We start from the raw sequence: 19836 nt of genomic DNA on the forward strand, positions 1-19836 counted from the left end.
GCCGAAAGTACCGTTCGCTCGAAAAGGGGTGGGCACAAGATCGGGCAAACCCGTCACCGACGGCGGCGGTAGCGGTACCGCGCACACCCGGCCATGATGGGAGAAGACAACCATTCCTCTCGTCAGGAGCGTGGCATGACTCGTCCGGTACGCATCGGTGTTCAACTCCAACCCCAGCACGCACCCGATTACGGGTTGATACGCGACGCCGTCTTGCGGTCCGAGGACGCCGGGGTGGACATCGTCTTCAACTGGGACCACTTCTACCCGTTGACCGGCGATCCCGACGGCGCACACTTCGAGTGCTGGACCATGCTCGGCGCCTGGGCCGAGCAGACCGAACGCGTCGAGATCGGCGCCCTGGTCACCGGTGGTGGCTACCGCAATCCGGATCTACTCGCCGACATGGCGCGAACCGTCGACCACATCAGCGGCGGACGCCTGATCCTCGGCATCGGTGCCGGCTGGTTCGAGAAGGACTACGACCAGTTCGGATACGACTTCGGCACTCCCGGTTCACGGCTGAAACTGCTGGGCGAATATCTCCCCCGCATCACGGGCCGCCTGGCGAAGGGCAACCCGCCGCCGACGCGCAACATCCCGGTCCTCATCGGGGGTGGTGGCGAGAAGAAGACCCTGCGCCTGGTCGCCGAGTACGCCGACGTCTGGCACAGCTTCGGCGACCGTGAGACACACCTGCGCAAGTCAGACATCCTCTCCGACCACTGCGCCGACGTGGGCCGGAACCCGCTGGAAGTAGAGCACTCGGTTCCGTGGCCTGGGCTCGAAAATGCAGCCGACCTGGTCGCCGACGGTGTCTCGCTCTTCACCGTCGGCGTCAGCGGACCGGACTACGACCTCACGACGCTTGCCGAGGCCATCGGTTGGCGCGACGACAACACACCGCCTGCGTTGAGCGGGCTGGCCTGAGCGGTACCAAGGACTTCGTCGTTGTCGGCGCCGAGAACGGGCGGCGCCGACGTCAGACGTGGCCTCTGGCCGGAGAAGTTGACCGGGAAGGCCACTTGCTTCAACGGTCCGAGCGTCGGATGGTCGACGGTTCCGACCATGCCGAGCGCGGCAGTGTGGGGATCGGAGTAGATCTCGTCGAGATGGCGGATCGGTGAGACCGGTACGGCGCGTTGGGCGAGAAGAGCGCACCAGTGTTCGACGGTCTCCGATGCGAAGGCGCTGGTGAGTTCTCGTTCCAGACTCTCGCGGTTCTCCACTCTGTCGCGGTTGTGGGCAAAACGCGAATCGGTGACCAGTTCACTCCTTCCGATGGCCTCGGCCAGCGACGCCCACATCGCGTCGTTGCCGACAGCGATGACGAAGTACCCGTCGCTGGCAGGAAATGCTTGATACGGAGCAAGATTCGGATGACCGGAGCCCAACGCAGTCGGGCGCTCACCGGTGGCGAAGTAACTGGTCGCCCAGTTGACGTGCATCGCGAGTTGGCACTCGTACAGCGACGTGGTCACGTACTGTCCGCGTCCGGTCCGGCCTCGCTCGACCAATGCGGCCAGGACACCGACCAGTCCGAAAAGTGCTGCGCCCAAGTCTCCCAACGCAAATCCGGATTTCATCGGAGCGCCGCCGGGCTCACCGGTGAGCGACATGAGCCCACCCGCGGCCTGCGCGATCATGTCGTATCCCGGTTCGTCGCGCAGCGGTCCTTCTTCACCGAAGGCAGAGATGTGCAGGGTGATCAGATGCGGGTATCGCTCGGACAGTGCCTGGTAGTCGAAGATCTTCTGTAATCCGCTGCCCGGCTTGAAGTTCTCCACGACCACATCGGTCTCTTCGAGCATGCGGTGGATGATCTCCTGTCCTTCGGTGGACTTGAGGTCGATCGTGACCGACTTCTTGCCGCGGTTGATCGCGAGGTAGTAGGCGGCATCTACGCCGACGAAGGGAGGCCCCCACGAACGCGTGGGGTCGCCGCCTTCAGGGTGTTCGATCTTGGTGACGTCGGCTCCGAGATCGGCAAGCGACATGGTTGCGTACGGCCCGGCAAGGATCTTCGACAGATCGAGCACGCGGACACCAGCCAAGGGTGTGGGGCCTGTTGGAGAATTCACTGGTGAACCCCTGCTACGGAGAGGAACTCGGCTACGACGTCACGTGCATCATCCAGCTCGACGTCACCGCCGTCGGTGATCACGTCGAGATTGCCGAGTGCAGCCGACGGCACCTTCCCCACAAGACCGGCCAGGTAGGAATTCGCCACCAGCAGTGACCGGTACCCATTACCGTGTCGGATGCCGTGGTCCGCAAGGTCGAAGAGCAGGGTCGCCATGACGGTACGAGCCAACTCGTCGGAGTACCTTGCACTCGCAGCCTGCGCGGCATCGTCAGATCCGGAGATCAGACGATCTCCTTCATCGACCAGTTCCTCCCAGCGCCGCAACAGAACTCCGGACCCGGCTTCGCAATCCGGTCCGACGGTGGATAAGATGTCCGTCATAGCTCCCGCGACCGTGCGGTGCGAGTTGAACTTGCGTAGGCACCGAAGTACGTCCAGCGCAATGACATTGCTCGAGCCCTCCCAGATCGAGCCCAAATGGGCATCCCGCACTAGTCGCGCGTTGGCCCATTCCTCGATGTAGCCGTTTCCTCCGCGCACCTCCATGGCCTCGCCGGTGACCACCCGCGCGCGTTTGCAGACAAAGTGTTTGGCGATCGGTGTCAGTACCCTGATCAGTGCGCGCGCCTGTTCGTCGCCGCCGTCTGCTGCCTGAAGACACTGTGCGCTGTACGCGACCAGGGCCAGCGAAGCCTCGGCATCGAGTGCAAGGGGAAGAAGTGTCGCCCGCATCAGCGGCTGCTCGAAGAGCCTCTTACCGAACACGACTCGACTCTTCGAATGTTCGACGGCTTCACGGACTGCTCGGCGCATGAGAGCGCTCGAACGCATCGCATTGGACAGGCGAGACGTGTTGACCATCTCCGCCATCTGGCGGAACCCTCGATCGAGTTCACCGACCTGGAGTGCGTGCGCGCGGTTCAGCGTCACCTCGCCGCTCGGCATGGAACGCGTACCCAGCTTGTCCTTGAGACGATCGATCGTGAGGTTGTTGCGCTCGCCGGATCCCAAGGTCTTGGGCACCATGAACATTCCGACTCCACGCGTCGAACCATCCTGTCCGCCCGGGAATCTCGCGAGGGTGATGATCACATCGGCATCCGGGTTGGAGGCGAACCACTTCTTGCCCGTCAGAACCCATCCGTCACCGTCGCGCTCGGCGCGTGTTTCGGTGCAGGCGATGTCGGTGCCTGCCTGAATCTCGGTCATGAACATCGCACCCGTCTTCGCCTGCTCGGGGTCCGTCGACGTCAACGCGTCGATCCAGGGCGCGAACACGGCCGGATCACCGAACATACGCAGGGTCCGCGCAGCAGCATCTGTCATCGACACCGGACAGGCCAGCCCGAACTCTGCCTGCACGAAGATGTACGACGCGAGGTACTTCGCGAGTGGCGGATGCACGGAGTCCCATCCGTGCAACCCTTTTCGGTGCGACATGGCGGACAGGCCGTACTCGTTGTACGCCGCCCGGCACAGTTCCAGGTAGGCCGGGTGATAGGAAATCCGGTCGACGCGGTCACCGGCCTTGTCGAATTGCTGCAGCACCGGCGGGTTCTTGTCCGCGATGTCGGCAAGCTCGGACAAACGGCCGGCGGCATCTCGGCCCAGTCGGTCGAGCAATCCGTTCAACGTCTCTCGGTCCGCCCCGGCGGTCCATCTGTCCACTACCGCTGTCAGAGCGGGGTCGGTGTGTGCAAAGTTCATCAGTGGTCAACGCCTTTCAGGGTGGAAGCATCAGTCATGTTCGAGGAGCTCGTCGACTCCAGCACTTGCCCGTGCAGCGCACTCCTGCGCAACAAAGAAGTCATACAGACAAGGGAGAGAACGACATACACGAGCCCTAGAGCTACGACCGGCCAGATCGAGTTGGTTCGCGTCAGCAGATACTGGCTGACCATCGGGGCCGTTCCGGCAAATACGGCGGTCGACAATTGGTACGACAGAGAGATGCCGGTATACCGAACATTGGTGGGGAAAACCTGTGCCAGAATGCCGGCCAACGCGGCGTAATACATTGCGTGAGGCGCCGTCGCGAGGACCATCCCCAGAATCGCCAAGGGCACGGAGCCCGTCTGAACCAGCACGAACATCAGTGGTAGGAGCACGATCTCCGGAAGCAGCATCCAACGGACCGCTTTCGACGGATCGATCCGCGTGGCCAGCACAGCACCGAAAGGCTGTACGAGCGCCTGGGCTACCAGTGCCACGGTGATCACGAGGAGGAAGTCACTACGCTCGAAGCCGAGATCCGTTGTCGCCCAGGAGAGCGCAAAGGTTGTCTTGACGTACGTGATGGCAACACCGGCAACCACAGCGCCGACGCCGAGAGCAAGTTCGACGGGATGCGACCGCAACACTTCGACCAGCGGCATCCGTGTACGCTCCTGTGCCGCAACAGCCTTCTTCATCTCGGGTGTCTCGGAGATGTGCAACCGGATGTAGAGAGCGACGATCACCAAAGCTGCGGATCCGAGGAACGGCAGACGCCAACCCCACGACTCGAACACGGAATCCGACATCAACGTCAGGCCGAGGAAGGCCAGCGTCGCGAGCAGGTTGCCGACCGGTGAACCCTGCTGCGCAAACGCACCGTAGAGCACCTTTTTCTTCGGGGGAGCGAACTCGGTGGCGATCAATACGGCGCCACCCCATTCGCCGCCCATGGCAATGCCCTGGAGAACACGCAGTGCCACAAGCAGTATCGGTGCCCAGATCCCGATCTGGGAGTACGTAGGGAGGAGGCCGACACCGACGGTTCCCAACCCCATGAGCGCGAGGGTGATGATCACGGCGTTCTTGCGACCGAACTTGTCTCCGAAATGACCGAACACCACTCCGCCGACCGGACGAGCCACGAATCCCACGGCAAAAGTCGCGAAGGCTGCGAGTGTCCCCACCGCCGGCGACGCATCCGGGAAGAACAGCGGGCCGAGCACCAAGGCGGATGCGGTTCCGTAGATGTAGAAGTCGAACCATTCGATGGTCGTTCCGACAAACGCCGTGATTCCGGCCTTGCGTGCCTGTTTGGTGTTGTATTCAGGCGGATTGGTGTCTTGACCTGGGTGTTGATCCACGGTTCTCCCTGATTCTCGCGTCGGGCATCACCAAGGGATGCAATGTGAGGCGTGAATCACTATCGTCCGAAATCCATGTAGAGTCCAAGACTTAGTTCGACTTATTTATGTGGGAGAACCACATAATGAAACCCGGGAGGAGCGACGTGGAACTGCGTCAACTGCGCGCGTTTCTCGCAGTCGCCGACGAACTTCATTTCGGCCGGGCCGCCGAGCGACTCCACATCGGGCAGTCCCCGCTCAGCCAGACCATTCGGGGGCTCGAGCGTGAACTGGGTACCGACCTGTTCGTCCGGACCACCAGATCAGTGCAACTGACAGCCGCCGGCGAAGCCTTGGTCACGCCCGCACGGATCATCGAAGCGCAGATCGCCGTGGTACGAGAAATCGCATCGGCCGCGTCGACTGGCGAGACGGGCCGTGTCACAGTGGGTTTCGGCGGAACAGGCGGCTACACCGTCCTGTCGGCCCTCACACGGTCCTTGGCCGACTCCCATCCGGGAATCGAACTGGAACTACGGCCGCAGATGTACTCGGGTGAGGTGCTCGACGCTCTCCGACGCGGAGCACTGGACATGGGCATAGTCGGCCTGCCCATTCCGCGCGGATTCGAGACTCACACTGTGCGGGAGGAAACCTTGATGGTCGCGGTTCCGGCCAGGCATCACCTCGGTACGCATGACTCGGTGTCACCGGAAGACCTGGCAACCGAGCGATTCGTGATGTATCCCGCCGAGCACGGCTCGGTGGTGCGCGATGCAACGTTGTCCGTTTGCGCCACAGCAGGTTTCACGCCCACCATCGCACACGAAGCCCCCGATCCGTACAGCCTGTTGGCCATGGTCGGAGCGGGGGTCGGGATCGCCGTCGTCGTGGAGTCGACGGCGCATCTGTCCATGGACGGGGTCGTGTACCTGCCGATCGCCGGGGCCACGCCCACGCTGAAAATCGCGATGGCATGGCGACCCAACAATCCGACGCCGGCAGTACACACCGTCACCAGGGTACTGAGGGAGCAGCCTTAGGCTCTCGCGAGAACTCCGGCGAAATCTGTTCCCACAGGCAGAGTTCCGTACTCGTGACCACGGTCGGCGCCGAGGCGAGCGGCAATGAACGCATCGGACGAGGCGGCCGGGGAGTGGCGCACCATGAGCGAAGCCTGCAGTGCCAACGCCATAGCCTCGACGACGGTCCGAGCGCGGAGTTGAGCGTCGGCAGGTGCCATCGTGGCGAGCTCACCGAGTTGGCGTCGTACCCGATCGAGGTGCTGATCGAGGACCGGGTTGTTGCCGCGGGCGAGGTTGATCTCGTGGTCGAAGGCGGCAACGGAGTCGGGTTCACGGGTCATCGCGCGCAGGACGTCGAGCGCGATGACGTTGCCCGACCCCTCCCACACGGCCATGACGGGCTGCTCACGGTAGCGACGGGCAAGCGGGAAGTCCTCGGTGTAACCGTTGCCGCCCAGGCACTCGAGGGCTTCGTAGGAGTGGTGCGGGCCGCGCTTGCAGATCCAGTACTTCGCAACAGCCGTCGCGAGTCGGCGGAACGCCTTTTCCTGCTCGTTCGCGTCCTCGTCCTGCGCGCGAGCCAATCGCAGTGCGGTGATGGTGGCGGCTTCGGATTCGAGAGCCAGATCGGCAAGCACCGAGGTCATCGCCGGCTGATCTGCCAGGACGGCACCGAAAGCGCTGCGGTGCCGTGCATGCCACACCGCTTCGGCGACCGACTGACGCATACCTGCCGTGCTGCCGAGGATGCAGTCGAGTCGCGTCTGGGACACCATTTCGATGATGGTCCGCACGCCACGACCCGGTTCGCCGATCATGGTGCCGACGGTGCCGTCGAGTTCGATCTCGGACGACGCGTTGGACTTGTTGCCCAGCTTGTTCTTCAGACGCTGGATACGGAAGACGTTGCGTGTGCCGTCGGGCAGGATGCGGGGGAGAAGGAAGCAGGAAAGTCCCTCACCGGCAGCACCTTCGGCCTGAGCAAGAACCAGGAACGCGTCGGACATCGGCGCGGAGCAGAACCACTTGTGTCCGGTGAGCAGGTAGTCCGCACCCGGACCGCCACGTCCGGCCGGCTTGGCGATGGTCGTGTTGGCTCGCACGTCGGAGCCGCCCTGCTTTTCCGTCATCGACATTCCGAATATCGCGGATGCCTTTCCGGGAGCATCCAACTCGGGGGTGTAACTCCGAGAAAGGGCTCGCGGCGTCCAGAGAGCGGCCACGTCCGGTTGCAGCTCGAGCGAGGGGATCACGGCGTGCGTCATGGAGATCGGGCACGCGTGGCCCGGTTCGACCTGGGAGAACAGCATGAATGCCGCGGCCCGAGCCACGTTGGCACCCGGCTTCGGGTCAGCCCAGGCAGAGGTGTGAGCACCGTGCGCAACGGCAGCAGAGATGATCCGGTGATACGACGGATGGTATTCGACCTCGTCGATGCGGTTTCCCCAGCGATCGAAGGTCTTCAATTCGGGGATCACCGTGTTGGCCAGCTCGGCGTCGTGCTGGAATCCAGCACTGCCAACCAGTTCACCAATATCGGTGAGTTCGCTTGTGGCCCAATCGGCGTCGTGACGCGCGACGCCTTCGGCCAGGACCGTATCGAGCAGGAACTCGTTGACGTCCGTGCGCGGTACCGACTGGTTGAGCACTGCATGGGTGCGATGCGGAGCCGGGTGGGTGACGGTCTTCTCGGAAATATCAGTCATGACAGGCCTTTCAGCTCGCTGCGCGGATGAGGTGCTTCTGGATCTTGCCGGTCGGTGTACGCGGAAGAATCGTCGCGAACACCACTTCACGCGGAATCTTGTAGCGCGCCAACTTGTCCGAGAGGTAGTCCTTGATGTCATCGGCGCTGATGACATCCGGTTCACGCCAGACGACGTGCGCGACGACGGTCTCGCCCCATTCTTCGTTGGGTTTTCCGACAACGGCGACGTCGACGACGTCCGGGTGGCCGGAGATCACGTCCTCGACCTCCTTGGAGTAGACGTTCTCGCCGCCCGTGATGATCATGTCCTTCGCGCGGTCGACGATGAAGAGGTAACCGTCCGCATCCTTGCGCGCCAGATCGCCGGTGCGATACCAACCGCCGTCGGCAAAAGCAGCCTTCGTGGCAGCGGGGTCGTCGAGGTACCCCTGCATGACGGTGTCGGCGCGCAGCCAGATCTCACCGATCTGATCGGGCTCCGCGTCGGTGCCGTCATCGGCAACCAGGCGCAGGTCGACGCCGGCCAGCGCGACGCGGCCGATCGAGCCCGCCTTGCTCAACTGCTCTTCGGGGTACAGCACGGTGCCCACCGGCCCGGTCTCGGTCATGCCGTAGACCTGCCGGAATTCGGTGGTGCCGTACGACTCCACCAGTCGCCGAGCGACATCCGCGCCGATCGGTCCCCCGCCGTACAACCACGCACGAACGCTTCCCAGGTTGTAGTCGGCAAAGTTCGGCACGAGGTTGAGTGCAGTGGTGTAGATGACCGGCGGGCCGAAGCAGAGGGTAATGCGTTGTTCCTGAACTGTTTCCAGGAATTTGACGGGATGGTACTCGCGCAGCAGCACGACGGTTCCGCCCATGTAGAGCGTGGACATGAACCAGTTGTTGAGCGGGGAAGCATGCCAGATCGGCACGGCCATGAGCAGTCGCTCGTCCCGAGTCGTCGACACGGCGAGGGCCGCGGTGACGGCAACACCGACGACGTTGCGGTGGCTGTGGACGCAGCCCTTGGGCGAGCCGGTAGTCCCCGAGGTGTAGAGGATTTCAGCCGGATCGTTCTCGTCGATGTCGATACCGTCGACGCCCTCCTGGCGGGTGATGGCGTCGTCGAAGAAGTCGAAACCGTCTGCGACAGAGTCCGTGCTGATCAGCTTGGCCGTTGTCTCCAGTCGACCGACAACCTGCGCCAACTCACCGTCGAAGACGCACACCGACACCTTCGCGTGTCCCAGCACGTAGGCAACTTCCGGAGTCTGCATCTTGTGGTTGATGGGGACCACGACGGCGCCCAAGCGCCAGGCACCGAGCATCGCGTACACGAATCCCGGAGTGTTGTAACACATCAGCGCGACGCGGTCGCCCGGCTCCACGCCCAGCGACTGCAAATAGCCTGCGGCGCGTCGACTTCCGTCCTGAACCTGGGAGTACGTGTGATCGTGACCGTCGAATATCAGGAAGGGTTTGTCCGGGGTCTTGGTGACGTTGCTGTCGAATACGCGAACGATATTCATCGAAGTCCTTGTCGGAGAATCACGCTCGAAGAGAGTTCATTCCATCGAGCTGTTGAGTACGGCGTCGGGTATCTGGAGGGTGGCGAAGATGACGGCAACCGCCTCCTCGAGGGAGTAGCCGAAGCTCTCGCCGGTGGCAGTCTTCTGGATGACGAGGCCGAAGATCGCAGACCAGAAGGCCTTGGACTCGACGTCGATGCCCGCGCGCAGCTGCCAGCCGGTGCGGATCAAGGTACGGAGGAGGGCGGTTTCGCCCGAGGAGTGCAGAGTGCGAAGCGTTTCGGAGATCAGGTCGCGGAGTTCACCACGACGACCCGTCATCATCATCGCTTCCACGAAGAGTTCGACGCTGGGAGCGCCCGAGCCCAGGAGGGATCCGACCAGCTTCTCGGTGTAATCGCCGACCGTGTCGGCGTCGGCGGCATCGACCTCGGCACGCTTGCCTGCGCGCAGAACGGCCGCGCACGCCACCTCGACGAAGAGCTTTTCTTTGGAGCCGTAGTAGTAGGTCACCTGGTTGGGATGGGCGCCGGCGGCCGTGCAGATCTGCGCGATGGAGACGCTGTCGCCGTGCTCGAGGAACAGCTCGGTTGCGGCGTTGAACAGCGCCATGCGCGTCTGCTTGCCCGACTCACGCGTCGCGCGCGCTGCGGGAACTGCCTCGGTGGCCATCACGAACTCCTACTTGTTTGTACGACAAACAATAACTCGGCGTTGTTTGTATGGCAAACAATTTCTTCCCGACGCGATGACATGTCGACTTCTATCGACATGTCTGATGTGCGGGATTACTCTCTGAACATCGAGCACCCGAGAACTTCGGCTTTTCTGCGAGGAGGCGCCCTGCAATGCTCGCGCGATCCGGCTTCTCCCTGCCCACACGCACGACTCTCACGGGCGACTGGGCAGATTTGTTGCGCGAGCATTTTGTCGCGCTCGACGTATCCGATATCGGAGACGGCGATCGATTCAGCGGGGCCGTCCACTCGGCCCAACTCGCACACGTTCGGGTATCCGCAGTTCAATCGATGGAACAACGAATAGTCCGTAGCAACAGCCTCATCAAAAGCGACGGCGCGGACTATCTGCAGATCGGGATGATCCGCCGCGGTAGCGCGGTAGTGCGCCAAGACGACCGCGAATGCGTCCTGCGACGTGGCGACTACGTCCTGTACGACACCACGCGCCCCTTCGATTGGCAGATCGAGGGACACGCACACGACGGCATCTGGGGACTCGAGGTGTTCACCTGGCCACGGTCGTACCTGTCGCTCAGCGACGCGGAGGTCACGAGCCTGACCGCCATCGCCTTCGACGGACACGCGGGCCTGAGTGGCCTGCTTGGTCGCTTTCTTCACGATCTTGCCTCCGTCCGCATGACGTCCGACGCAAGCGGAGACGAAGAGGAAGTCGTCAACGAGATCGGCAACCTGGTCAAGTCCGTTCTTCACACAACTGCGCGACCGATCACCTCGCGGCGAACCAGCCTCTACGAATCCGCCCTGTCGGTCATAGACGCCCGCATCGCAGACCCGGCCCTGTCTCCGGTGGACATCGCGGGATCGGTCAAAGTCTCCATTCGGCAGTTGCACCGAGCCTTCGCCGAACACGGCACGACGGTGTCACGGTCGATTCGCAGCCGTCGACTCGACGGTTGCCGTCGTGAGATCGTGCAACGACACGGAGTAGAGCGGTCGCTGACCCAGATTTCTCACCGCTGGGGATTCACCGACCTGGCCGCCTTCAGTCGAGCCTTCAAGGCGGAATTCGGGATCAGCCCGCGGCGGTACCGGTCGCAAGCAGCGGCCCCCACAAGTACTACCCGCTGATCTGTAACATCTTCGGACACTTACCCATTGAACATGGTGTTCAAAATTTTCTGTCGCCGAAGCGTATCCACAATTCTTGGCACGGTAGGCCAAGCATCGGGCGCTGACGGCCAAGTTTGCTCGGCTGAGCGGGCGTAGATTTTCGGCACGGCGTTGCCAAGTGCCAGGCACCCGATTCGACCACCTACATCACAGGGAGCACTCATGGAATCTGCAATCGGCGAACACCTTCAATGCCCGCGCACTCTGACCAGGCGGGTCCCGGATACCTATACGCCACCGTTTCCCATGTGGGTCGGGCGCGCAGACGACACATTGCACCAGGTCGTGATGGGCTATCTCGGCGTGCAGTTCCGCGGCGAGGATCAGCGCCCGGCAGCACTGCGGGCGATGCGGGATATCGTCGCCGGCTTCGACTTGCCGGACGGACCGGCACACCACGATCTCACCCATCACATCGACAACCAGGGCTACGAGAACCTGATCGTGGTCGGTTACTGGAAAGATGTTTCTTCCCAACATCGTTGGAGCACATCACCTCCAGTGTCCTCCTGGTGGGAGTCCGAAGACCGCCTGTCGGACGGATTGGGGTTCTTCCGCGAGATCGTGGCACCGAGAGCCGAACAATTCGAAACGCTCTACGCGTTCCAAGACGACCTCCCCGGGGTGGGAGCTGTCATGGACGGTGTCAGCGGCGAAATCAACGAGCACGGCTACTGGGGTTCGATGCGCGAGCGGTTTCCGATCTCCCAAACCGACTGGATGCAGGCCTCGGGCGAACTGCGGGTCGTCGCCGGTGACCCCGCCGTAGGTGGACGCGTAGTAGTGCGGGGACACGACAACATCGCACTGATCAGGTCCGGGCAGGACTGGGCCGACGCGGAAGCAGACGAGCGCAGCCTCTACCTGGACGAAATCCTGCCCACTCTTCAATCGGGCATGGACTTCCTCCGCGACAACGGCCCGGCCGTCGGGTGCTACAGCAACCGATTCGTACGCAATATCGACATCGACGGAAACTTCCTCGACTTGAGCTACAACATCGGCCACTGGGCCTCCCTCGACCAACTCGAACGGTGGTCGGAATCCCACCCGACCCATCTACGGATCTTCACGACGTTCTTCCGGGTGGCCGAGGGCCTGTCGAAATTGCGTCTCTACCATGAGGTCTCGGTATTCGATGCCGCCGATCAGCTCTACGAGTACATCAATTGCCATCCCGGGACCGGAATGCTGCGCGACGCGGTGATCACCGCCGAGCACTGACCGAAGTCGCCGGCAATCTTCGGCCACATTCTTTCCCTCGGAGGCAACTCGAGATATGTTGACGGGTGTCGACATATCTCAGTAGAGACCATCGAGGAAGCGCGGACAGCAGACAGTGACTACTCAACGAAACGAAGAGTTGGCGTTTGCTGTGCTGGCCGACCAAGTGCGTCGACAGATTCTCGACACGCTGGCTACCCACGGCGAGTGCAACGCGGGCTTCATCAGCGATCAAATTTCGACGGTCGGTCGCACCACGGTATCCACACATCTCAAGGCGCTGCGGTTGTCCGGCGTGATCGTCGAACGGCGTCAAGGACGTCATCGCCTGTTCTCGATAGATCCATCGGGGCCCGCCAACGATGCACTCCAGTTCCTGCGCGACGTCCTCGGGCGAGCGCTGGAAGCAGGTTCGAACGCCTCCGAGTTGCCGGCCACTGCGACTGAGGATTCAGACGTCGCATCGGTGCGTCGCCGAGCGTGAGGCCTTGTTGAGCCCCAGCACCTATTTCAGGCAGGAAGTAGAACGTGCCAGGTCTCTCCGTAACGGCACAGATCGTGACGACCGACCCACCAGGGTCAGCCTTCGAGCGCCTCGAAACGGGGCAACTGCTCGAACTCGAATGTGAGCAACTGACGGTCGGGGCCGCTGCCGCCATCTCCCTTCCCGTCGGCGACGGCGCACGCGCAGATCCAGTCGGAATGCCGATCACGCTGTTGGGATACGTCGCCGGCGTGAAGCGGGGCCGATCGGTCGTGATCGTGCACCACCAACCGTGGCGCGGCCGCCTGACGATCCGGTTCTTTCCCGACGGCGCCGGGACCCGGATCGTTCTCGAGTCCAGCCTCGATCAGGACGGCATTTCCTGGCTTGCCAACAAGCGCGGATTCGCTCCACCCGAACCTCCGCGTTCCGACCGACATCGGATCGGGCTGCTGGTCAGCAAATCCGGCCCGGCAGCTGTATTCGCCCAGGCGACTGAAACACTCGCAGCCCTGGCCGTGGAAGAAATCAATGCCGACGGCGGCATCGGCGGCGTTCTCGTCGACTTGGTGATCGGCGATGACGCTTCCGACTCGGCGGCCGGAGCGGCGACCGCACTGCGATTGGTGAAAAGCGGATGTCGCGCCGTTTTCGCGTGCGTGACATCGTCGACCTTCAATGCCGCTGCATCTGCATTGCAGAACACCGGTGTGTTGTTGGTGCACACAGTTCTCAACGAGGGAGGTCGATCGCGTCCGGGAGTCCTTCGATTAGGTGAGCGACCACTCGACCAGACGCGAGCGGGCATACCCGCAATGATGTCCGAGACCGGTTCTCGCACTTGGTTCCTGGTCGGCCAGCAGTATTCGTGGTCGTTCGGAGCGCATTGGGCGGCCCGGCGTGTGATCGCCGAATCCACAGGTTCGGTGGCCGGCGAAGTCTACGTACCGTTGGGGACAACCGACTTCTCACGCATCATCGAGTCGATAGCCGACTCCGGGGCCGAACTGATTCTTTCCACCCTGGTGGGCCATGACGAGGTCTTCTTCGAACGACAATGCGCCCAGCACGGACTGCGGGCCACCACGCGGACGTTTGCATTGGTCCTCGACGAGGCCACTCAGCAGCTCATCGGCAATTCCGATGCTGACGGAGTCTGGGCGGCATTCGGCTACTTTCAATCCGCAGCCGGCGATCACGACCTCGAAAAGCGATACAGCGCGAGCTCGAACGAACTCCTGCCTCCGCTCAGTTCCCTGTCGGAGACAACGTACGAAGCGATCGTCGCTTACGCACGCGCCGTCGAACGAACGTCCGCAGGCGATCCGGAAACAGTACTTCGGCAGCTTGTCACGACGTCGAAAAGCTCTACGAACAACGGCGTTCCACTGCATCGACCGATTCTGCTCGCTGAATCACGCCGTGGGCGCCTGTACCCCCGTTCTCTCTGAGCGCGCGTAACCCGAACTTAACGAGTCAATATGTCGATACCTATTGACGCAATTATGGATCCGGCCCTAGTCTGAAAGACAAGTGAAGCCGATCACATCAGGAGCACACTTCTCATGGCGACAATCCGACCTGACGACAATGCAATAGACACCGCCGCAAAGCATTACGGCATCACTCTCGACCAATCAGCCCGGCTCGAGTGGCCGGCACTGATCGACGGAGCACTGGGCTCCTACGACGTCGTCGACCAGTTGTACGCCGACGAGGCAACCCCGCCGACCACGTCACGTGAGCACACGGTGCCAACATCGAGCGAAAATCCTTTGAGCGCTTGGTATGTGACCACAAGCATCCCGCCGACGTCGGACGGCGTCCTGACCGGCCGACGCGTGGCGATCAAGGACAACGTGACCGTGGCCGGAGTTCCGATGATGAACGGGTCTCGGACAGTAGAGGGGTTCACTCCGTCTCGCGACGCGACTGTGGTCACTCGACTACTGGCGGCCGGTGCAACCGTCGCGGGCAAAGCTGTGTGTGAGGACCTGTGTTTCTCCGGTTCGAGCTTCACACCGGCAAGCGGACCGGTCCGCAATCCATGGGACCCACAGCGTGAAGCAGGTGGATCATCCGGTGGCAGTGCGGCTCTCGTCGCAAACGGTGACGTCGATTTTGCCATCGGCGGGGATCAGGGTGGATCGATCCGGATCCCGGCGGCATTCTGCGGCGTCGTCGGACACAAGCCGACGTTCGGGCTCGTCCCGTATACCGGTGCATTTCCCATCGAGCGAACAATCGACCATCTCGGCCCGATCACACGCACGGTCCACGATGCCGCACTGATGCTCTCGGTCATCGCCGGTCGCGACGGTAACGACCCACGCCAAGCCGACAGCGTCGAAGCAGGTGACTATCTGTCCACCCTCGACTCCGATGTGGATGGTCTGCGAATCGGGATCGTTCGAGAAGGTTTCGGGCACGCGGTCTCACAGCCCGAGGTCGACGACGCAGTCCGCGCAGCGGCACACAGTCTGTCCGAAATCGGTTGCACGGTAGAGGAAGTAAACATCCCGTGGCACCTACATGCTTTCCACATCTGGAACGTGATCGCCACGGACGGTGGTGCCTACCAGATGTTGGACGGCAACGGATACGGCATGAACGCCGAAGGTTTGTACGATCCGGAACTGATGGCACACTTTGCTTCTCGACGCCTTCAGCACGCCGACGCTCTGTCCGAAACCGTCAAACTGGTGGCTCTGACCGGCCACCACGGCATCACCACCCTCGGCGGCGCGAGCTACGGCAAAGCCCGGAACCTCGTACCGCTCGCCCGCGCCGCCTACGACACTGCCTTGAGACAATTCGACGTCCTGGTGATGCCCACACTGCCCTACGTCGCATCCGAACTACCGGCGAAGGACGTGGATCGTGCAACCTTCATCACGAAGGCTCTCGGGATGATCGCCAACACAGCACCGTTCGACGTGACCGGACATCCGTCCCTGTCCGTTCCCGCCGGCCTGGTGAACGGGCTTCCGGTCGGAATGATGATCACCGGCAAGACCTTCGACGATGCGACGGTCCTCCGGGTCGGGCGCGCATTCGAAAAGCTTCGCGGCGCGTTTCCGACGCCTGCCGACCACATCTCCGACTCTGCACCACAACTCAGCCTCACCTAGTTCTGTATCCGCACTTGCACAACAAATTCCACCGATTCACACATGATCAGCCCGCATAGAAAAGGTGAACCAGATGTCAGTAACGATCGACCACACAACGGAGAACGCCGCACCGGCCCAGGCGCCGGTCTCCGATCGCGCGTGGGCCCTGTTCCGCGCACTCGACGGTAAGGGATTGGTACCCGACGGTTACGTCGAGGGATGGAAGAAGACCTTCGAGGAGGACTTCAGTCCAAGGCGCGGAGCGGAATTGGTCGCGCGGGCTTGGACCGACCCCGATTTCCGGCAACTGCTTCTCACCGACGGTACCGCCGCGGTTGCCCAGTACGGATATCTTGGCCCCCAGGGCGAATACATCGTGGCAGTCGAAGACACCCCGACCCTCAAGAATGTGATCGTGTGCTCGCTGTGTTCATGCACCGCGTGGCCCATTCTCGGCCTGCCCCCTACCTGGTACAAGAGTTTCGAATACCGTGCGCGAGTGGTGCGTGAGCCACGGAAGGTTCTCTCCGAGATGGGAACCGAGATCGCGTCGGACGTCGAGATCCGCGTCTACGACACCACCGCCGAAACTCGCTACATGGTTCTCCCGCAACGTCCCGCAGGCACCGAAGGCTGGAGCCAGGAACAGCTTCAAGAGATCGTCACCAAGGACTGCCTGATCGGCGTCGCAGTCCCGCAGGTCCCCACCGTCTGATCACCCCGACAAGAAAGAAGCACACCATGGATGGAGTACACGATCTTGCCGGAGTTCAAGGCTTCGGCAAAGTCCCGCATACCGTCAACGCCGACATCGGCCCCACCTTCCACGCCGAGTGGGAACACCTGCCGTACAGCCTGATGTTCGCCGGTGTCGCCGAACTCGGGGCATTCAGCGTCGACGAAGTTCGATACGTCGTCGAGCGGATGGAACCACGCCACTACATGATGACCCCGTACTACGAGAGGTACGTCATCGGCGTCGCGACACTGATGGTCGAAAAGGGAATCCTGACGCAGGAAGAACTCGAAAGCCTTGCAGGGGGACCGTTCCCACTGTCGCGGCCCAGCGAATCCGAAGGGCGTCCGGCACCCGTCGAGACGACCACCTTCGAAATCGGTCAGCGAGTACGCGTGCGCGACGAGTACGTTCCGGGGCATATTCGAATGCCTGCGTACTGCCGCGGACGAGTGGGAACCATCTCTCATCGGACTAGCGAGAAGTGGCCGTTTCCCGACGCAATTGGCCACGGGCGCAACGACGCCGGCGAAGAACCGACGTACCACGTGAAGTTCGCCGCCGAGGAATTGTTCGGTAGCGACACCGACGGCGGCAGCGTCGTAGTCGACCTCTTCGAGGGTTACCTCGAGCCTGCGGCCTGATCGTCCAACATTCCGGGCGGCGGTCACGCGATCACAGCGTTTCGCGTGACCGCCGCCTGATCACAGCAATTCTCTCATTCGGAAGGACACTGGAAATCATGGTCGACACACGACTTCCGGTCACGGTGCTGTCAGGTTTCCTGGGCGCCGGGAAGACGACACTACTCAACGAGATCCTGCGAAATCGGGAGGGCCGCCGGGTTGCGGTGATCGTCAACGACATGAGCGAAATCAACATCGACAGTGCAGAAGTCGAGCGTGAGATCTCGCTCAGTCGCTCCGAGGAGAAACTGGTCGAGATGACCAACGGCTGCATCTGCTGCACTCTGCGAGAGGATCTTCTCTCCGAGATCAGTGCCTTGGCCGCCGATGGCCGATTCGACTACCTACTCATCGAATCTTCGGGCATCTCCGAACCGCTTCCCGTCGCAGAGACGTTCACATTCATCGATACCGACGGCCACGCCCTCGCCGACGTCGCCCGACTCGACACCATGGTCACCGTCGTCGACGGCCACAGTTTTCTGCGCGACTACACGGCTGGGGGCCGCGTCGAAGCCGATGCCCCGGAAGACGAACGAGACATCGCGGATCTGCTTGTCGATCAGATCGAATTTGCCGACGTCATCCTGGTGAGCAAGGCCGATCTCGTCTCGCACCAGCACCTGGTCGAATTGACCGCAGTCCTGCGCTCTTTGAACGCATCCGCTGCGATAGTTCCGATGACGCTCGGTCGCATCCCACTCGACACGATTCTCGACACCGGTTTGTTCTCACTCGAAAAGGCTGCACAGGCCCCCGGATGGTTACAAGAACTCCAAGGTGAACACATCCCCGAAACCGAGGAGTACGGAATCGGTTCGGTGGTGTACCGCGAGCGCGCACCCTTCCACCCCCAACGGCTGCATGATTTCCTCAGCAGCGAGTGGACCAACGGAAAGTTACTTCGGGCCAAGGGCTACTACTGGAATGCCGGCCGGTTCACCGAGATCGGGAGTATTTCTCAGGCCGGTCATCTCATTCGCCACGGATACGTCGGCCGTTGGTGGAAGTTTCTACCCCGTGACGAGTGGCCGGCCGACGATTACCGTCGTGACGGAATCCTCGACAAGTGGGAAGAACCCGTCGGAGACTGCCGACAAGAACTCGTCTTCATCGGCCAAGCCATCGACCCGTCTCGACTGCACCGAGAACTCGACGCGTGTCTACTCACCACAGCCGAGATCGAACTCGGGCCAGACGTGTGGACCACCTGGAGCGACCCCCTGGGCGTCGGCTATACCGACCAGACCGTTTGATATTGGTCCGGTTTGCCGTAAGTTGTGCGCAATGGGGGTATCACGCAACCGAACTCGGGCGTTGTTGATCGTCGCGGCGATCGCAGCCGGGACCGTGGCCGCAGCTACGCCGGCGGGGGCCACCTGGACAGTCGCGCCGATGTGCGGCGAGTGGCGGGTCGAAACCGTAGCGCAAGGGTTGGAACAGCTCGAAAACCTCGAGCCCGATGACAACGGCGGGTTCTACCTCTCCGGCGAGTCGAAGATCTATCACGTCGACGCCGCAGGACAGGTACGAACTGTCCTCGACGACATGGCTGCCCCTGGCGGTTTGCAACTCGACGGTTCGAGGCTGTCCTTCCTCACCAGACAGGACGGCAAGCTGTGGCACCTGGACACCTCGACGGATCAGCTGTCCGCACCCGTCGACTTCGCGGGCAACGGCCTGCTCCGGCTTCCCGACGGCGATCTGCTGACCACGTGGGTCGGAACAGAAGGAGGTCCGCCAAAGGGCGTCTCGCGCTATCTGCACGACTCCGGAGCCGTCGTGCCCAATTGGTCGACAGTGCCGCGTTCGGAGGGACTCGCGCTCAGTCCGGATCATCGAGCCGTGTACACCGATGACCTGTTCACCGGTCAGATCATTCGAGTGCCCTTGGATACCCCTGACGCGTGGACAGTTGTAGCGACGGTCCCGAGCCTGATACCCGGCCTCGACGATCTGACCATGTCGCAGGATGGAATGCTCTACGCCGCTGCTCACGTCGAAGGCTCGATCTATCGCGTACACCCTGAAACCGGCACTTCCTGCGTCGTCGCTTCGGGTCTGTCGAGTGGGTGGAACGGGCCGAGTTCAGTGCGTATAGGACAGGACGGCGACGGCTGGGCGCTCTACGTCACCGGCTTCGACGGAACGCTGCGTCGCCTGGTACCTCCGTCGGGCGTCGAACTCGCACCCGTCCGCTGATGCCGATCTCTTCGGCACGAGATTCCCCGACCTGGCGATACTTAAAATCACGCTGATTTGAAGGCATGCCCGCAGCGCAACGGCCCCTTGTCCGAAAACTGTCAACAGTTCTACACGGAGAAATGGCT

At 62.2% G+C, this 19836-nt stretch carries 17 protein-coding genes; 11 read left to right on the plus strand and 6 right to left on the minus strand.

Features of this window, described 5'->3' with window-relative positions; translation table 11 throughout:
• Window positions 1-135 precede the first annotated feature (135 nt).
• Entirely contained in the window at window positions 136-930 is a 795-nt protein-coding gene (locus BH682_RS29095; RefSeq protein ID WP_030537640.1) for an LLM class F420-dependent oxidoreductase, read from the plus strand.
• Here BH682_RS29095 and BH682_RS29100 read toward each other — a convergent pair.
• From BH682_RS29100 to BH682_RS29110, 3 genes are read right to left on the minus strand one after another with little or no spacing between them, the layout of a single operon-like run.
• Window positions 852-2081 (minus strand): CaiB/BaiF CoA transferase family protein, encoded by a 1230-nt coding sequence (locus BH682_RS29100; protein WP_075835015.1) that lies wholly within the window; start codon window positions 2079-2081, stop codon window positions 852-854. The two genes, BH682_RS29095 and BH682_RS29100, sit on opposite strands and share 79 nt — an antisense overlap.
• A complete protein-coding gene (locus BH682_RS29105; protein ID WP_075835017.1) occupies window positions 2078-3793 on the minus strand; it encodes an acyl-CoA dehydrogenase family protein in 1716 nt (571 codons plus the stop codon). The genes BH682_RS29100 and BH682_RS29105 overlap by 4 nt, the downstream gene beginning before the upstream one ends.
• Window positions 3793-5163 carry an MFS transporter gene (locus BH682_RS29110; protein ID WP_075835019.1) on the minus strand — a complete coding sequence of 457 codons (1371 nt, stop codon included), beginning with the start codon at window positions 5161-5163 and terminating at the stop codon, window positions 3793-3795. Before BH682_RS29110 ends, BH682_RS29105 begins: the two co-directional genes overlap by 1 nt.
• Before the next feature lie 146 nt (window positions 5164-5309).
• On the opposite strand from BH682_RS29110, the gene BH682_RS29115 reads away from it, so the two are divergent.
• A complete protein-coding gene (locus BH682_RS29115) occupies window positions 5310-6188 on the plus strand; it encodes a LysR family transcriptional regulator (RefSeq protein WP_064075487.1) in 879 nt (292 codons plus the stop codon).
• Here BH682_RS29115 and BH682_RS29120 read toward each other — a convergent pair.
• The 3 genes from BH682_RS29120 to BH682_RS29130 are packed head-to-tail and all read right to left on the minus strand — an operon-like array spanning window position 6185 to window position 10064.
• Complete coding sequence (locus BH682_RS29120; protein ID WP_075835021.1) at window positions 6185-7876, minus strand: acyl-CoA dehydrogenase family protein; 1692 nt, start codon at window positions 7874-7876, stop codon at window positions 6185-6187. The genes BH682_RS29115 and BH682_RS29120 overlap by 4 nt on opposite strands.
• Before the next feature lie 10 nt (window positions 7877-7886).
• A complete protein-coding gene (locus BH682_RS29125) occupies window positions 7887-9392 on the minus strand; it encodes a class I adenylate-forming enzyme family protein (protein ID WP_075835023.1) in 1506 nt (501 codons plus the stop codon).
• Window positions 9393-9428: 36 nt separating this feature from the next.
• Window positions 9429-10064, minus strand: coding sequence for a TetR/AcrR family transcriptional regulator C-terminal domain-containing protein (locus tag BH682_RS29130; protein ID WP_030537647.1), 636 nt, complete (start codon window positions 10062-10064; stop codon window positions 9429-9431).
• Between the two features lie 176 nt (window positions 10065-10240).
• Between BH682_RS29130 and BH682_RS29135 the strand changes: the two genes are divergently transcribed.
• The 9 genes from BH682_RS29135 (at window position 10241) to BH682_RS29175 (ending at window position 19708) form a co-directional block, all read left to right on the plus strand.
• Entirely contained in the window at window positions 10241-11221 is a 981-nt protein-coding gene (locus tag BH682_RS29135; protein ID WP_047270147.1) for a helix-turn-helix domain-containing protein, read from the plus strand.
• Window positions 11222-11425: 204 nt separating this feature from the next.
• Entirely contained in the window at window positions 11426-12487 is a 1062-nt protein-coding gene (gene oxdA, locus BH682_RS29140; RefSeq protein ID WP_007735242.1) for an aliphatic aldoxime dehydratase, read from the plus strand.
• A gap of 115 nt (window positions 12488-12602) precedes the next feature.
• A complete protein-coding gene (locus BH682_RS29145; protein WP_007735244.1) occupies window positions 12603-12971 on the plus strand; it encodes an ArsR/SmtB family transcription factor in 369 nt (122 codons plus the stop codon).
• A gap of 44 nt (window positions 12972-13015) precedes the next feature.
• Complete coding sequence (locus BH682_RS29150; protein WP_054187255.1) at window positions 13016-14422, plus strand: substrate-binding protein; 1407 nt, start codon at window positions 13016-13018, stop codon at window positions 14420-14422.
• 114 nt (window positions 14423-14536) lie between these two features.
• Window positions 14537-16102 carry an amidase gene (locus BH682_RS29155; RefSeq protein ID WP_075835025.1) on the plus strand — a complete coding sequence of 522 codons (1566 nt, stop codon included), beginning with the start codon at window positions 14537-14539 and terminating at the stop codon, window positions 16100-16102.
• Window positions 16103-16175: 73 nt separating this feature from the next.
• Window positions 16176-16799, plus strand: a complete 624-nt coding sequence (gene nthA, locus BH682_RS29160) for a nitrile hydratase subunit alpha (RefSeq protein ID WP_003946052.1) — start codon at window positions 16176-16178, stop codon at window positions 16797-16799.
• A gap of 26 nt (window positions 16800-16825) precedes the next feature.
• Entirely contained in the window at window positions 16826-17464 is a 639-nt protein-coding gene (nthB, locus tag BH682_RS29165; RefSeq protein ID WP_042450645.1) for a nitrile hydratase subunit beta, read from the plus strand.
• Window positions 17465-17562: 98 nt separating this feature from the next.
• Complete coding sequence (gene zigA / locus BH682_RS29170; RefSeq protein WP_075835027.1) at window positions 17563-18762, plus strand: zinc metallochaperone GTPase ZigA; 1200 nt, start codon at window positions 17563-17565, stop codon at window positions 18760-18762.
• 31 nt (window positions 18763-18793) lie between these two features.
• The gene (locus tag BH682_RS29175) at window positions 18794-19708 is read left to right on the plus strand and encodes an SMP-30/gluconolactonase/LRE family protein (RefSeq protein WP_063315374.1); all 915 of its coding nucleotides are present in this window, start codon (window positions 18794-18796) and stop codon (window positions 19706-19708) included.
• Window positions 19709-19836 lie beyond the last annotated feature (128 nt).

This window comes from Rhodococcus sp. YL-1 (genome assembly GCF_001942025.1).
Classification (GTDB): domain Bacteria; phylum Actinomycetota; class Actinomycetes; order Mycobacteriales; family Mycobacteriaceae; genus Rhodococcus_F; species Rhodococcus_F qingshengii.